The organism is Psychromonas aquimarina ATCC BAA-1526 (assembly GCF_000428725.1).
GTDB lineage: Bacteria > Pseudomonadota > Gammaproteobacteria > Enterobacterales > Psychromonadaceae > Psychromonas > Psychromonas aquimarina.
The window spans coordinates 91,687-107,371 of record NZ_AUAM01000011.1; the positions used below are offsets into that span (position 1 = coordinate 91,687).

12 protein-coding genes are annotated in these 15,685 nt (G+C 42.8%); 11 read left to right on the forward strand and 1 reads right to left on the reverse strand.

Annotated features, from left to right (window positions below; all coding sequences use genetic code 11):
* Positions 1-12 precede the first annotated feature (12 nt).
* The 8 genes from G337_RS0104035 to G337_RS0104080 all read left to right on the forward strand — a co-directional run bounded on the left by G337_RS0104035 (position 13) and on the right by G337_RS0104080 (position 12,062).
* Positions 13-474, forward strand: coding sequence for a GNAT family N-acetyltransferase (locus G337_RS0104035; protein WP_028862735.1), 462 nt, complete (start codon positions 13-15; stop codon positions 472-474).
* Between the two features lie 166 nt (positions 475-640).
* Positions 641-1,309, forward strand: a complete 669-nt coding sequence (locus tag G337_RS0104040) for a hypothetical protein (RefSeq protein WP_028862736.1) — start codon at positions 641-643, stop codon at positions 1,307-1,309.
* Between the two features lie 190 nt (positions 1,310-1,499).
* Positions 1,500-4,481 (forward strand): hypothetical protein, encoded by a 2,982-nt coding sequence (locus G337_RS0104045; protein WP_028862737.1) that lies wholly within the window; start codon positions 1,500-1,502, stop codon positions 4,479-4,481.
* A 924-nt stretch (positions 4,482-5,405) separates the two neighbouring features.
* Complete coding sequence (locus G337_RS0104050) at positions 5,406-5,645, forward strand: hypothetical protein (protein ID WP_028862738.1); 240 nt, start codon at positions 5,406-5,408, stop codon at positions 5,643-5,645.
* On the forward strand, positions 5,620-6,585 hold the full coding sequence (yidZ, locus tag G337_RS0104055; RefSeq protein ID WP_028862739.1) for an HTH-type transcriptional regulator YidZ: 966 nt from the start codon (positions 5,620-5,622) through the stop codon (positions 6,583-6,585). The genes G337_RS0104050 and yidZ overlap by 26 nt, the downstream gene beginning before the upstream one ends.
* Positions 6,586-6,657: 72 nt before the next feature.
* Positions 6,658-7,713, forward strand: coding sequence for a hypothetical protein (locus tag G337_RS0104060; RefSeq protein WP_028862740.1), 1,056 nt, complete (start codon positions 6,658-6,660; stop codon positions 7,711-7,713).
* A 193-nt stretch (positions 7,714-7,906) separates the two neighbouring features.
* Positions 7,907-9,703, forward strand: coding sequence for an ABC transporter ATP-binding protein (locus G337_RS0104070; protein ID WP_028862741.1), 1,797 nt, complete (start codon positions 7,907-7,909; stop codon positions 9,701-9,703).
* Between the two features lie 184 nt (positions 9,704-9,887).
* The gene (locus G337_RS0104080; protein ID WP_028862742.1) at positions 9,888-12,062 is read left to right on the forward strand and encodes a TonB-dependent hemoglobin/transferrin/lactoferrin family receptor; all 2,175 of its coding nucleotides are present in this window, start codon (positions 9,888-9,890) and stop codon (positions 12,060-12,062) included.
* Positions 12,063-12,258: 196 nt separating this feature from the next.
* Here G337_RS0104080 and G337_RS0104085 read toward each other — a convergent pair whose 3' ends face one another.
* Positions 12,259-12,657 carry a hypothetical protein gene (locus G337_RS0104085; RefSeq protein WP_211235777.1) on the reverse strand — a complete coding sequence of 133 codons (399 nt, stop codon included), beginning with the start codon at positions 12,655-12,657 and terminating at the stop codon, positions 12,259-12,261.
* Between the two features lie 783 nt (positions 12,658-13,440).
* Between G337_RS0104085 and G337_RS0104090 the strand changes: the two genes are divergently transcribed.
* The 3 genes from G337_RS0104090 (at position 13,441) to G337_RS0104100 (ending at position 15,665) form a co-directional block, all read left to right on the forward strand.
* The gene (locus G337_RS0104090; protein WP_028862744.1) at positions 13,441-13,881 is read left to right on the forward strand and encodes a hypothetical protein; all 441 of its coding nucleotides are present in this window, start codon (positions 13,441-13,443) and stop codon (positions 13,879-13,881) included.
* A 98-nt stretch (positions 13,882-13,979) separates the two neighbouring features.
* Positions 13,980-14,687: an AraC family transcriptional regulator gene (locus G337_RS0104095; protein WP_028862745.1), complete on the forward strand. Its 708-nt coding sequence runs from the start codon at positions 13,980-13,982 to the stop codon at positions 14,685-14,687.
* 99 nt (positions 14,688-14,786) lie between these two features.
* The gene (locus G337_RS0104100; protein WP_028862746.1) at positions 14,787-15,665 is read left to right on the forward strand and encodes a DMT family transporter; all 879 of its coding nucleotides are present in this window, start codon (positions 14,787-14,789) and stop codon (positions 15,663-15,665) included.
* Positions 15,666-15,685 lie beyond the last annotated feature (20 nt).

The following is a 15,685-nucleotide window of genomic DNA, read 5'->3' on the forward strand; positions in this document are numbered from 1 at the left end:
GGCAGGAAAAATATGTATGAATGGCACTGTAAAAAATATGATCAGCTTTCACTGGATGAATTATATGAAATACTGAAAATTCGCCAGGAAATTTTCATTGTCGAACAGGATTGTGCTTATCTGGACGCCGACGGCCTGGATAAAAACTCCTGGCATCTTTTTGCACAAAGATCTGATGACCCGCAATCCAGGCAGATAACGGCTTATTTACGAGTTGTATTTCCAAAGCATAAATATCAGGAGCCCTCTATCGGGCGTGCACTGACCAGCAAAGAGAGCCGAGGTACGGGTTTAGGAAAAGAACTCACTAAAAAAGCCCTGCTGCTGATTGAAAAAGAATATCCAAACCAAGTGACCCGCATCTCAGCGCCGCAGTATTTACAGCGGTTCTATGAAGAGCTGGGTTTTACTGCGGTATGTAAACCCTATGATGAAGACGGTATCGCCCATATTGAGATGCTTAAGAGCAAATAAATAAACAGTTAAGGCGTTTATTTGTTTTCTGTTCAGTACTGTTAATCCCGCCTTAACGGAACAGAACTGACAATCCATCAGCTGCCAGATTAAAAAACAAACAAATGTGACTTGCGTCACAGAAACACTTCCGTATACTCCTCCTTTTGCTTTGAAAGGAGTTGTGATGAAACACCTGTTAATAATAATTTTTCTGCTGCTGAGCGCATGCAGCGGCGAGGGCAGTACGGCATCACTAATACAGCAGAAATCCCCCCATCCGGGACTAGCGGCTGAGAACCTTCAAGTCAGTTATGCAGAAAACAGTACTATTATCCCTACTTTCAACGGGCGGCTGGGCAGTGTAAGTTACGCACTAGCAGATGGTGCAAGTGATGATATTGTACAGATCAACCCGAAGACACAAAGCCTGACCATATTAAATGCCGGTACTACTCAGTTAATCGTTACTGATAACGGTAACGACCTGTACAAACCGGCCAGCAGTACATTGAATATCACCGTCAGCAAAGCACAGCGTCAGCCCCTGAGCGGCAGTGACCTGACTTATGCATATGCAGAGGGGCTTATTCATCAGGTTAATGTCAGCGGCGCTAAAGGGCAGTTAGATTATGCACTGAGCCCGGATTATGCGGATGATGTTGTCAAAATAGGCAGTGCGGGTTCACTGGTGATCTGGCGGACAGGTCAAACACAAATCACAGTTAAAGACGACGGCGGACGTAATTTCCTGCCTGCAGAAACTCAGTTTAAAGTAACCATAAATCAAACAGAATCTGAACCGGCGCTGTATACAGATATTAGCCATAAAGCCTGGTGGTACGGCAGAGGCTGATAAGAGCCAGGTAAAACACTTCGGGCTTACTCTAGGTGCTTGTTATTATTACAGAATTAACGATAACCACGTTATTTTCAATCCGAATACCGTCTCCTTACGATTCAGCTTACAAACCCATACAATTCGTAACAACTTCTATGGTGCTCAATATGTATACTGTTTTATTTTTACTTAAAATGGAGTTTTAATGAGATACCTGATTCTATTCTTTTCGCTGTTATTAAGCGCGTGCGGCAGTGACAGCGGCGGCGGCAGCGCACCAGCAGTACAGCAGAAATCCCCCCACCCGGGATTAACTATTAGTGACATTCAGGTCAGTTACGCGGCAGACGGCACTATTACTCCGACAGTCAAGGGTCTTCTGGGCAGTGTAAGTTATACACTGGCAGGCGATGCACTTAATGATGTTGTGCAGATCAACCCGCAGAGTAAAAGTCTGAGCATATTAAATGCCGGCAGCACTCAGTTAATCGTTACCGACAGCGGCAGCCGCCTGTATAAACCGACCAGCAGTTCTGTAAATATAACCGTCAGCAAAGCACAGCGTCAGCCTCTGCTGAGCAATGATCTGACTTATACATATGCAGACGGATCAGAACATCAGATAAATGTCAGCGGCGCAAAAGGAAAATTAGTTTACCAGCTGAGCCAAGATCAGACTGATCAGGTAGCCGCAGTCAACGGTACTGGTCTGCTGACGATTTCGAATGCGGGTCAAACTCAAATTACAGTTAAAGATGACGGCGGGCGTAATTATCAAGCAGCAGAAACTCAGTTTAAAGTAACCATCAATCAAGCTGAGTCTGAGTCTGCGCTGTACACAGAGATAGCTAATAAACCCTTAGTTATGGGCGGGAAGCTGCTTCCCGTGTACACAGGGACTCCGGCAAAGAATATCAGTTTTAAATTAGCCGCAGATGCAGACTCAGAAGTTGCGCAGGTACATCCGGAAACCGGTGCAATGAATATCCTAGGTGCAGGTGAAACTGCAGTTGTAGTGACTCAGAGAGCACAGGATAACTATCAGGATATCGCACCGCAGACTTTTAAAGTGCAGATCAATAAAGCAGACAACACGCTTTTTAATATTGATGATGTCACTATCCCCTACGGATTTGATGAACAGCCGACGTTACTGATTACAGGTGTTCAAGGAGTTCTTAATGCTGAAATTGTCGACGGTGAATCAAGCGATGTAATTTCTATTATTGATCCGGTCAAGGGGCAATATAAGTTTGAAGGTATAGGCAAAACCAAAGTCAGGGTAACTGACTCAGGTGGAATTAATTACAATAGTCTAGAAAAAACAATTACCGTAGAAGTCAAACGTATTAGTGCAGCGGATCCGCTTAAAGCATTAGACCTTGATAGTGACTATCAAAAAGATAAAGTAATCAAACCCCAAGTTATCGGTAAAAAAGGAAATCTTAGCTTTGCACTAGCGCAGAACAGCGCGCAAGGTGTTGTTAGTATTAATTCTGAATCAGGTGAGATCACCGTATTAAAACCAGGCACAGCAGAGATTGCAGTTAGCGATGACGGCGGTTTGTTTTATGCGCAGCAAAACACTACATTCACGGTCAGTATCAGCAAACTCACTAATCATCTTTTCAGTGTCGATAATGATCAGATCGATTACATTGCAGACAGTGTCTATCTTCCTAAAGCTAAAGATGCTCAAGGAGAGGTCAGCTATGCTGTTGCTTCAGGATCTGACAGTGGTGTTTTAAGCCAGGATGCTGATACTAAAACCATCACCTTAACAGGGGCCGGCCATGGTGTGATCACAGCCACCGATGCGGGTAATGACTACTACCTAAGCCGTACAGTTAACTTTCATGTAGAAGTAGCAGCTGCCGACGGTACTTTAAAAGTATCTGCAGTCAGCGCAGTATATTCTCCAGATAAGGCGGTCAGTATCCCTATCTCAGGGGTTGTCGGACAGCTGACCTTTGCTCTTGAAAACGGTCAGCCTGCTGATGTAGTGACTGTCAATGCAGCGGCTCGAACTGTTATCATCAAAAATGCGGGAACAACCTCTTATACGGTTACCGATTCGGGTGATTCAGGAACGGCGGCCAGAAGCGTAAAATTAACTGTATCTATAAGTAAAGCTGAAGAAAATTCAGCACTGAGTATAGATAATGCTCTGATTAATACCGTATACGCAGCAGATAAAGAGCTGGCATCATCAGTGGTAACAGGTAGAGCGGCAGATAGTGTCGTGACCTATTATGTTGATTACGCAGAACAGCAGGTCGTGACTGCCGATCGCAATAACGGAAACCTGACCGTTAAAGGGGCCGGCAGAGCTGAGGTACAAGTAACAGAAAAAAGCCGCAACTATAACGATACTAAGCTCAGGTTCACTGTTAATGTAAGCAAAGCTGATCACCCGGGCTTAAGCCTTAAAGACGACTTTCCCGGAGCATCATTTTATCCGGGAGTTAAAATAGCCGCGCCTGAATTCAACAACCAGTTCGGAAAAATGAGTTTTGAACCGCAGTATACTCTTAATGCTGAATACTATGAGTTTGCGGCAGACGGTACCGTGACCGTACAAAAGTATCCGCGTTCTGGTGTAAATAATTATATCACTATCACTGCAGCCGATGACGGCGGAAAAAACTATAAGCCGGACTCGAAGGGGTATATAACCTACATTAACCCGATTAAAGAAGGTACCGGTGAACAAAGTGTCCTTACTTTTGACGGTACTAGTCTGCCGATACTGTCACCTGCCGATGTGGCAGCCGGTGATCTGACCTACTTTGCAGCTTTCGACAGCCGCGTAGAACTGCAGAGCGAAGGACTGTTTTCTAAGAAAACGGTAGTAATATGTACAGGACCTAAAACTTGTAAACTGATGACTATCCGCCTGCAGACGACCAGTGACTGCCCGGACGGCAGTAAACTGGCTTATCCAATCAGCAGTAAAATTCGTTATAACTGTCCAAATATGCAGCAGCCGACAACATCTGAAGTCACCGTGAGCTTCGATAAGGACGATGCTTATAATCAGTCAATTCCGGCAGGAACTTATCACTCCAAAGAACCGCTTATACTGGTACATTATGCTAAACCATACCGTTCTGGCGGCGTAGTAGAAGCCGGTGATATTAAGGCTAGAGCATGGTGGCTGATCAATGTCGACTTCACAGTAGAATAACTGACAGCTCAGCCGCATAAACAATACCAGCCCCTGTGATCCGCAGGGGCTTTTTTACAGGCATAACCAGTAGGCCTGGAACTCTATCAGTTCAATACATCTGCCGCCCGTTATACAGCTCCGGCCTTATTGATCATTTTCATCATACTTTTACCACCGCCTGTATGTCGCAGATGGAAATACCTGTTGTCATAAAAGCAGCTCGTACGCAAACCACTTACCAACTATCATTTGAGCCTGTCGCAAAGTTAACGAAGTAAATCGAAGGGTTAATAATATTTCGGCATCTTTAAGGTGCATTAAACGGTTTCTTTTATTGGCCCCGTTTTATTATTGACGGTTATCTCTATGTTCCTTATTGATAGCTAGTTCGACTTAAAAGCTGACAGTCAGAGATAAGTGTCCATAGGCACGAGTTACCGTGTAGTGATGTTGGATATCATCACATACTTATCTGTAGTAGAGGCGCTAATCATTTTAGCATCCTGCTGGTTTGTAAATAACGCTGATATTTGTAAAAGAATAACAGCTTAACTTTAAGTTCAATAACAGAGGTATCACTATGGCGTACTTAAACCAAACTACTAACAATAACGAAGAGGCTACAGAACAGCCAGCACCAGCAAAAGACTGGAAGTTCAGAAGAGTCTACTACTAGATAGAGTGCTTAACTCAAGCTTGCGCTAAGGCGGCAGGCTTTATGATAATCATTTAACACCAGATATTTGCTTATTGAAGCTGTTGGGCGAACACCACAACAGCTAATTCCGACATAGCCTTTCAAATTGTTTATTGGTCGAAATATCTGATCGCTAGGTGGGAAGTTAGTTCAACTTTTTATCCATAATTCAGATTAGTTATTCAATGAATTTATTCGCTTTCGGCCTGCTGTGTGCTGGATTTTAAATCGGGTTTGGCATAGCTATGAGTCAGGCGATCAATCCGTTTTCTCTGCGTGCCGGCATAGCAAGTTCATTGCTTCGTATTGCTCAGATCTGTACCCCTGCTTTATACATTTTGGTTATGAGTCAGCTAGACGTAAGTGCTGTAAATATGCTGGTCTTTATATTAGCTTTCGGTGGAGTTATTAGTTTTATTCTAATATTATTAATTCATTCTCCTGTCCATGGCTATGCAAATGAAAAAATCGTTAGCACGTCTTGATCTTAACTTGTTGTTCACTCTGCAGCTCTTATTGAAAGAACTGAGTGTGTCTAAAACGGCCAAAAAGCTGAATGTTACACCTTCATCGGTGAGCAAATCACTTAATAAGCTTAGAGACTGGTTTGATGATCCTTTATTTATCAAAACTCCTCAGGGTTTCTTCCCAACTCTTCTTGCCAGAAGCCTAGAGAGCGAACTATCAGTCTGGCTGCAGATGGGCAGTCAGATTATAGCTAAACGCAGTGATGAAATACCAAAAGGTGTGCACTTCAACCTGGCAATGGAATCACCATTTCTACTGGTCAAGTTTAATGAACTGACTAATCACATTTACCAGAAATACCCCGATGCAAAAGTGAAGGTCAGTAACTGGGATTATGATTCGCTAGAATCTATTATCTGCGGAGAAGCAGACATTGCCTTTACAGGCAGAGAGAGCCACCCCCGTTCAAAAGAATCATTAGATTCTTTACCATACTTTATCGATTTTGAAGTCTTATTTTCTGACCTTCCTGTGGTTTATTTACATAAAAATCATCCAGCATTACAGGAAGAGTGGAGTATAGATACATTCCTCAAATACCCGCATATTAATATAATCTGGGAAAAAAGCGATACCTGTGCTCTAGATGAAGTTATAGCGGATCTAGGGTTAACACGTAATATAGCTCTGACCATGGCAAGTTTTGAGCAGTCTCTGTTTATGGCGGCTCAACCTGGACAGGAGATGATCACTACTGCACCTCAATACTGTCAGCATTACAATCACCACATGCACCCTGATTTGGTTAATTTGCCAATCCCTTTAGATAAAGAATTTCAGGAAAAATTAATCATTCCTTTCACTATGATCTGGCACAAACGCAACAGTCATAACCCCAAAATTAAATGGCTTAAACAGACGATTAAAGACCTCTACTGTTTAGAAAATTCACGATAAACTGTAAAGAGCGCCATAAATGCTATATCAGTAAGCCCTATTCATATTCAAACAGCTGGATTTGCCAATACCATGACATCCCGTAGATTAACCTTATTCATTCTTCTTATTGCAGGCTTTGGGTTTCTGCGATGGAGTTATGGGGTATTTTGGCGTAATAATGAAGAATTAGGCGCAATAGTAAAGCAGCTGCAAAACAGTCTGCCGGCAGCTTCCCCGGTCAAAACAATTCAGAAAAAGCCGCTTTCTTCTCCAGAAAGTAATTCCCAGAATAAGCCGCTCACCTCTAAGCGGTCAATAACACACAGTAAACCGCTATCGACTATCAATGCCTGTAATACTCCCCCGAATGAAGAGTTCAGACACAACAGCAGCACAATAATATCTGACCATTTTCTAATAAATATCAATGCACAAGGATTATCTGACTCTTTTAAACATAGATTGATAAAAAAGCTGGATGTAATTTTTGAAACCTATGCCGAGTTAATTGATGCTGAAAACTTAAGAACGGTTCGCTTGAACATCAACATATTTAAAGACAAACAGAGTTTCAATCAATATATTCAAAAAAACGGCCATTACAGCAGCACTATCACAGGCGTATATTTTCATCATACTGGTTCAGCTAATATTATTTACAGAGGTGAAAAACAAACCATGCAGACAGCACTGCACGAGTCGGTTCATGCCATAAATCATGCGCTTATCGGCCGTACACCAGGCTGGCTGAATGAAGGGATGGCAGAATATTTTGAGCATACAGCAAGTGATCCTGGTGCTGATTCAGCTGCTGTTGTCTCTGACTGGACAGACCATAAAGGAAACTTCAGATATAAACAGTTTGATCTGCCTATTCTGTTAAGCCACGAGGATTACTGGTATCAAGATGCAGATGAAGATAACCGGAAATTATATGCGAACAGCTGGTTATGGATAAATTACCTTATGGGCTCCGATGCAGGTGTAAATGTTTTATCGTCGGTTTTAAAACAAGAGTTACAGGATCCCTGCAGCATTCTGGATAAAGATGCCATGTACGAATTGATCCTGGATACCTCTCCATACATAGAAAGCGATTACTTATACTGGCTGGACGAGCACTACCCAATGCTAAACTCCGAATAATAGCGCTTTAAAGAGATAAATATTCCCTATAATTCAACCCGCTGCAGCAATCTGCAATTATTATAAACTTTACGAAAAGTGATTTTAATAACAGCCCCTAAAGCCGTTTTTATCGTTTTTTTCAATTTTCCTTCTCTATTCTCTGATTATCAGTACAATGCTGACAAACATGCGAATAGGAACCATTCTCACCTTGAAAAATAACAACAAAACTATTAACTGGCCCTGGTTAGTCGACCAGGCAAAACAGTACAAAACACGTCTGATCTGGGCAAATATAATTGCCCTTCTGGCCACCGCAGTCAGTGTCCCGATTCCACTATTAATGCCGTTAATGGTTGATGAGATCCTGCTTAATAAACCAGGCTCAGGCGTTAATTTTATTAATCACTTTTTACCCGAAACACTGCAGCAGCCGGCTAATTATATTGTGATTATTTTTCTCTGCGTGATTGTGATGCGCACACTCAGCCAGCTGCTGAATATTCTGCAGAGCCGCCAGTTCACCCTGGTTTCAAAAACCATTACCTGCACTATCCGCAGCAGAATGATCGACAAATTAGGCCGGATCAGTATTCGTCAGTATGAAACCCGCGGCAGCGGCGGCATTAACTCGCATATCGTCACGGATATCGAAACCATAGATAAATTTATCGGCACCACCTTAAGCCGCTTTATTGTCAGCTTATTAACTGTAATCGGTACTGCGGCCATTTTACTGTGGATAGATCTATATTTAGGCCTGTTTATTTTATTGGTAAATCCCTTTGTTGTGTACTTTTCACGTAAATTAGGAGCACGGGTAAAAAATCTAAAAAAGAAAGAGAATCAAGCGTTTGAAAAATTTCAAAACCGTTTAATCGAAATCTTAGACGGCATTTATCAGCTGCGTGCTTCTAATCGTGAAAAGGACTTTTTGAATGAACTTAAAAGCCAGGCCGATGATATCCGCAGCAGTGCAGACAGATACGCCTGGCAGAGTGAAGCTGCCAGCCGCAGTTCATTTTTATTATTTCTGTTAGGCTTTGAACTGTTCCGCGCGGCTGCAATGCTGATGGTGTTATTTAGTGATTTAACTATCGGGGAGATCTTTGCCGTATTCGGTTACCTGTGGTTTATGTTATCACCGGTACAGGAGCTGTTAAGCATGCAGTTCTCCTGGTACAGCGCCTCTGCCGCTATTAAGCGTGTTAACACCCTGCTGCAGCTCGAAGAAGAACAGCGCCCGCCCAGTAAAGTGAACCCTTTTATTAACTGTCAGGCCGCCGAGGTCTGTATTCGTAATATCAGCTTTGCCTACGATAATGAAAACCGGGTATTAAACAATTTATCATTAACCATTCCTGCCGGTAAAAAAATTGCCCTGGTCGGCTCCAGCGGCGGCGGCAAGTCCACTCTGATCCAGCTTCTAATCGGTGTTTATCAGCACAGCAGCGGAGAAATTTTATTTAACGGTGAAAAAAGCACAGATATTGGTTTTGATATTATTCGTAACAACATCTCCGTAGTACTGCAGCAGCCGGTATTATTTAACGATACATTACGCCATAACTTAGCGCTGGGCGCTGATTACACGGATCTGCAGTTGTGGAAAGCACTGCAGGTTGCGCAGCTTGATGATGTTATACAGCAGCTCAGCGAAGGTTTAGATACCCAGCTCGGCCGCCAGGGTCTCCGTCTTTCCGGCGGACAACGCCAGCGTGTAGCAGTCGCACGTATGGTTTTAAGCGATCCGAAGTTTGTTATTCTGGATGAAGCCACCTCGGCACTGGATACCGCCACAGAAAGTGCCCTTCACCATGCACTTAATAACTTCTTAGCCGGCCGCACCACGCTGATTGTGGCGCACCGTTTATCTGCGGTAAAACAAGCCGATATTATTTACGTTTTAGAAGACGGGCAGATAACACAGTCAGGAAAACATACTGATTTAGTACAGCAAAACGGCCTCTATCAGACACTCTACGGCACTGTTCAAGCCGCATCATAACACACTCTTCCCGATAAAAAAGTGCCGGCTGCCTGCCGTTCCGGCGCTTTTCCAACACCGCGTAAAGCAGCCGTGACAGCTGCAGTGTTAAAAAGTTTCACTTTTCTAATGATAATGATAGCAATTATCATTCGCATTAAATATACTGCACGGCATCTTAAACTATGACGCTTAAGGAAATAAGATGTCGGCTAAAAAAAGTATATTATGCACAGCAGTCTTAATGGCTTTATCAACTAACAACTACGCTGCCCAGGTAAGCACATTTGACGAGGTTGTTGTTTCAGCAACCCGTACCGAACAGAGCATTAATGATGTTTCCAGTTCAATCAGCACCGTTTCTGCTGAAACAATCGATAAAACCATGGCCGGTGATCTGAAAGAAGCGCTGCAGTATACTCCAGGTGTTAACGTCAACGGTTCCGGGCGCTTCGGCATGTCCGGCATTAACATTCGCGGCATGGACGACAGCCGCGTTAAAATCATGGTGGACGGTGTTTCCCTGCCGGCTCCATATAACCCCGGCTCTAACGAGCAGCGTAAATACCCGAGCACCATTGAAGTAGATACACTGCAGGCTGTTGAAGTTAATAAAGGGCCTTCTTCTAGTTTATACGGCTCCGATGCGCTCGGCGGCGCAGTAATAATGCGTACTAAAAACCCGGAAGATCTGTTAAAAACAGAGGGCAATGAGCATGCCTTCTCAGTAAAAACCGGTTACGACAGCGTAGACAGCAGCAGCAAAACTACCGCTTCATGGGCAATGCGTGAAGATAAGCTAGAAACACTGCTGATGCTGACCTACAAAAACGGTAATGAATATCAGACCCACGGCAGCGGCGCAGATATTATCGGTGAAGAGCGCGGCGCGGCAGATCCCGCTAAGCAGGAAATAGGCAACGTACTGGCAAAATCCTTTTACCAGCTGAATCAGCAGCACCGCCTGGGTTTAACCTTTGAATATTACCAGCAGAAATATAATGAAGATGAGCTGTCTAACGAAGGTGCTTCAATCATGTCCGGCAACATACCGCTGATCACCTACACAGACAATTTCAATGAAGATACCACGACACGTATGCGTGTCGGTCTTGAGCATCAATGGCAGGCAGATAATCAGGCATTTGATTCTTTAGACTGGAAAATTAACCTGCAGCAGACTGAATCACTGTCAAAAAACTACGATACCTCAACCGGTATGATGGGCAGCGGCAAGCGCCTGCGTGAACGTGAAGCCGAGGATAATTCCATTCAGTTCGATGCACAGTTTGATAAATTAATCGAAGCATCAAACAGCTACCACCAGATAACCTACGGCGCGAGTTTCCTGAATAATAAATTCAGCACCCGCAATGTTGACTACAAATACGACCTGGGAACCGTGACTCCCGGTCATACCGATATGCCCGATGCGACGCTGCAGCAGTGGGGTATTTTTGTACAGGATCAGGCATTTCTGTTAGAAGAAAGACTGGTTCTAACAGCCGGTTTACGTTATGACTCCTTTGAGGCGTCACCGGAAAGCAATGACGGTTTTACAAGCGAATACCCGGACAGTAAAAGTGATGCATTTACCGCTAAATTAGGAGCTGTTTACCACTTCACTGAAAGCTTCAGCGGTTTTGCGCAGATCAGCCAGGGCTTTAAAGCACCAACTATCTACGATCTGTATTACTTCTATGACAGCGGTGCAGTCATTGATCCGAATCCGGACCTTAAACCTGAATCAAGTATTGCTTACGAAACGGGCATACGTGCACACTCTGATGCGGCACGAGTGGAATTAGCCGTATTCTACAATGACTACACAGATTTCATTGCTCAGAAATATCTGGGAAAAACCATAGATAACGGTCAGGAAAAAGATCATTACACCAAAGAAAATATCGGCAGTGCTGAAATTTACGGCGTGGAATTCAGCTCAACGGTTCTGCTGGATAAAGCATTTAATGCACCGCAGGGCACCTACAGTAAGTTCAGTGCGGCTTATACCGAAGGTTATAATAAAGACACAGATCAGGCACTGGACAGCGTTGCTCCGTTAACCGCTAATTTAGGTTTTGGTTATGATGCACCTAACGGCAAAGGCGGTGCCTTATTAAATATTAATATGGTTGCCGGTAAAGACGACTGGTCAGAGCCTAATATTCAGCCTGTAGCAGGTTATACCGTGGTTGATTTAACCGCGTATTACCGTCCGCATCAAGATGTCACTATCCGCGGCGGACTGTTTAACGCCTTTGATAAACAGTACTGGTTATATGATGATGTCAGCGGTGTTGAAAACGGTGATTCAGGTGTAGACCGTAAAGCACAGGCAGGCCGTAATTGGGGAGTGAATGTAGCCTGGGATTTCTAATCCCTGAATTGAATATTAACAAAGTAATTTAATCAGAAGCCCTGAGTCTAAGCAGATCCGGGGCTTTTTTATGTCCTGATTTCACCTCGTTCCCATGCAGAGTATTACCTCGTTCCCATGCTCTGCGTGGGAATGCATAGTTTTATGCTTGATACAGTAAGAGGCTGACAATCTAAATTGACTTCCAGATGCAACTTTATAATTGGGCGTAAATTCTTTGCATGCCTCGGTCCTCTTGTTTATAACCACGTGGATTTAAATTAAATGTCTTACCTGTAAATTGAAGGTTAGATATTTTAGAAACGATACACATATTCCACTCATGATCAGGTGTTATGTGCGCTCCTTGCGTTTGAAAGCACCTTAGTACTTCATTTCCTGCAGTTGAAATACCAACAGCACAAGGTTGAACAACTCTTGGTAACCCACTATAAGTAAACGAAATTTCTTCGCGATTATTGATTGCTTGAACAATAGAATTAATCATTATAATTCCCCCATTAATTATGGTTTTGTAAAGTAATTTTGAGAGTCTTGTTTTTTGATCTAAAAGGCGAAACATAAAACTTAATCCCAAATCCACTTTAAATGCCATTGCGCCAACATAAACATCTTAGGTAAATCAGTAAAACTAACCATTACGACCTATTACACCACAATAAAAATAGGATGAATTCTCTAATGTTCTTAACATATTTAAAGGGAGGTGATACCGCGGTAGATTTGCTTGTTTGCTGGCTTTCGCTTGCAGGCTAATGGGTTAACTTTCTTTGATAGGGTTTCGCCCTGACGGCGACTTTACTTCTCTTTCAACAGCAAAAGAGAAGTAAGCAAGAGAATGCCGTTCCGAACGTTTTTTTATCTTAATAAATAAATCCCTTTTTAACGCATCGATTCGGAACGCACATCCCTGTGCGTGCCGAACCTAGTGAAACCGTCCGGGTTTCACTTGCTAAAGGAATTGATTTATCAAGAAAAACGTAAACGGAAAGTAAGACACTAGCCAAAATGTTTGGGTTATTAGAGACAGCTTTTGTAGCTTCCCTTAATCAATTAATAAGATTCAGAAGAGAAAAAACAGTACAACCAAACCATTTATCACTCTTAACAAACGCCTGCACCAAGCCAATTCGGCTAGGGGCTGCACTGTGAGTTGTGCGCCAGCATAGTGTCACGCACAAAACTATCTTTACTTTAAATTTTATTGCTGTTGATAAAAAGTAAAGTCGCCGGCAAGGGCGAAACACCAACGATTATAAAAATCGAAACTGCCAGCTTTTGTTTATCGAAGGCTGATTTCATATCTCATTAAGGTTTGCTGAACAATAAGAATAATGATTTAATCCACGCCTGAAAATTATCAAATTCAAGGATGAAAATGAAAAAATTAATTACCGCCTGTATGGGTGTACTGCTGATCAGCGGCTGTGCTCTTAGCAAACCAGGCGCAGATGAAGTTGCAGCCGCTTATCAGACAAACATAAACTCTACAGAGAAAGAACTTATACGAGAGCAAGTAGTTGAAAAGTGTTCACTTGTATCCTATAAAGAAGGAAAGTTAAAAATCAGCTGCCGTTTAACTGGCGATGTGCTTATTTACGATATTCGTCTTACAGATAATCGCTGGCAATGGAATCCTCAGGCAGCAGCGATAGTGACTAAAGAATTTCTAACCAATTTTTGTAATGACACTGATAATAATCCCCCCCTCCAATCCGGCTTTGCTTTGTTAATTAACCTTCAGGGTAAAAATGGTTTCGTAGGCAAAATTAAGACTATAGAAGATTGCAAAAGCCTTGAACTTGCACAGAATAAATAATAGATAGCTAAGACCTTTTATTCTAACTTTAGGTTACGCTTTTTGAATATCGATCCGCACGGCGGGGAACTGCTGATAAATAGGAGTTTGCTAAAGTAATGCTTAATCGTCTGTCAATCCGTTCCTACACCAGCCAGATGCGCGGTCATTTTCATGACTACCATCAGCTGGTACTGCCTTTACATGGTTCAATTGAAATCAAGGTGGGAGACTACAAAGGAATCGTGAGTCTAGGTGACTGCGTTATCATCAAAGCAGGTCAAAGGCATGATTTTCGAGCAAACGAAGCCGCTCGTTTTATTGTCGCAGATATAGATAGTTTACCAGACAAACTATTAACCTCTACTGCAGACAAGTTTCCAGTCAATGCCCCTTTGCTGGCATACCTTCAATTCATCGAGAAACAGCTTGAATATCAGGTTCATCAATCTTTAGAAGATTTAAGCTTTGAGCTCTTCTATCAACTTTTGATTCAGCAGGAGTTTTCACTCAAAGTAGATCCGCGTATTGAACGAGTGATTGAACTGCTCAATCAAGATCTTAGCCAGACATATCATATTGAAATGCTTGCTAAAACAGCATGCCTAAGCACAACCCAGTACAAAAAAGTCTTTAAACAATGCATGGGAAGCAGCACGCAAAAGTACATCACCCAGCTTAGAATGGAAAAAGCGAAAGCGCTGCTGACTCATACTGACCTTCCGGTGCGTATCGTTGCTGAACAAGTTGGTTATCATGATCTGTCAGCATTCAGCCGGCGTTTTTCGAGTTACTTTGGACAATCACCAAAAGCTTTCAGCCGTTAACAATGCCCTTACAGCCAACAAAAGCGTCTTCCCGGCAAACTCTACTATTAAAATCATTGTTACCATAACTGTCCTTAATACTCTTCAGGAAGTTACATCATGGCAACTATCTATGGCCTTAGCGCTGTAATATTATGGGGGATGCTCGCGCTCCTTGGCACTGTTACAGTAGAAATACCGGCATTTCAATTACTCTCCTTATGCTTCTGCATATCAGCATTAATTATTGTGATAAAACGTATTATCAGCAGAAAAGCAGTTTTCAAAAAACCGTCACTGACCGTTAACCAGTGGCTTTTCGGCACAGCCGGATTATTTGGCTTTCATTTCTGCTACTTCATGGCAATGAAATACGCACCAGCCATTGAGGTCAGCTTAATTGTCTATATATGGCCTCTGCTGCTGGCGGTATTTGTTGCGACCAAGCAGTCACTTTTAAAAGCTTTATCAGGAGGCTGCGCTGGTTTTATCGGTATCAGCTTTATTATTATCGGCAACGGTGATTTTTCATTGGATTACAACTACCTTACAGGTTATTTACTGGCAGCTGCCTGCGCACTTATCTGGTCGAGCTATTCCTGGTATTTATCAAAATCAAATAATGATGTCGAAGATATCGCCTGGTTATCTGTGGCAGTCGCACTGCTTTCATTCCTTGCTCATCTTCAGCTTGAACCGAGCAGCTGGGATTTTACCCTCAGCCAATGGGCGGGTATTATTCTGCTTGGCTTAGGGCCTGTCGGCGGATCATTTTATTTATGGGATATCGGCTTAAAACACGGCAACAAACAACTACTTGCTTCATTAAGTTTTAGTGCGCCGCTTATCTCGTCTTTTGCTTTATATGCTGCCGGGTTAAATACCTGGTCTTTCAATATAACCGCGGCCGTCGGGTTAATTTTAAGCGGCGCGCTGATAACCAACATGAAAGGTAAGCAGAATTTGAAAGTATTGAACCAGCACAAACAAAGTAAATAATTAAAAAAAAGCATCCAGGT

Bases quoted from the DNA above. Each gene is read 5' to 3' on its own strand.
- G337_RS0104035 (WP_028862735.1), top strand. From the start codon at position 13: ATGTATGAATGGCACTGTAAAAAATATGATCAGCTTTCACTGGATGAA.
- G337_RS0104040 (WP_028862736.1), top strand. From the start codon at position 641: ATGAAACACCTGTTAATAATAATTTTTCTGCTGCTGAGCGCATGCAGC.
- G337_RS0104045 (WP_028862737.1), top strand. From the start codon at position 1,500: ATGAGATACCTGATTCTATTCTTTTCGCTGTTATTAAGCGCGTGCGGC.
- G337_RS0104050 (WP_028862738.1), top strand. From the start codon at position 5,406: ATGAGTCAGGCGATCAATCCGTTTTCTCTGCGTGCCGGCATAGCAAGT.
- yidZ (WP_028862739.1), top strand. From the start codon at position 5,620: ATGAAAAAATCGTTAGCACGTCTTGATCTTAACTTGTTGTTCACTCTG.
- G337_RS0104060 (WP_028862740.1), top strand. From the start codon at position 6,658: ATGACATCCCGTAGATTAACCTTATTCATTCTTCTTATTGCAGGCTTT.
- G337_RS0104080 (WP_028862742.1), top strand. From the start codon at position 9,888: ATGTCGGCTAAAAAAAGTATATTATGCACAGCAGTCTTAATGGCTTTA.
- G337_RS0104085 (WP_211235777.1), bottom strand. From the start codon at position 12,657: ATGGCATTTAAAGTGGATTTGGGATTAAGTTTTATGTTTCGCCTTTTA.
- G337_RS0104090 (WP_028862744.1), top strand. From the start codon at position 13,441: ATGAAAAAATTAATTACCGCCTGTATGGGTGTACTGCTGATCAGCGGC.
- G337_RS0104095 (WP_028862745.1), top strand. From the start codon at position 13,980: ATGCTTAATCGTCTGTCAATCCGTTCCTACACCAGCCAGATGCGCGGT.
- G337_RS0104100 (WP_028862746.1), top strand. From the start codon at position 14,787: ATGGCAACTATCTATGGCCTTAGCGCTGTAATATTATGGGGGATGCTC.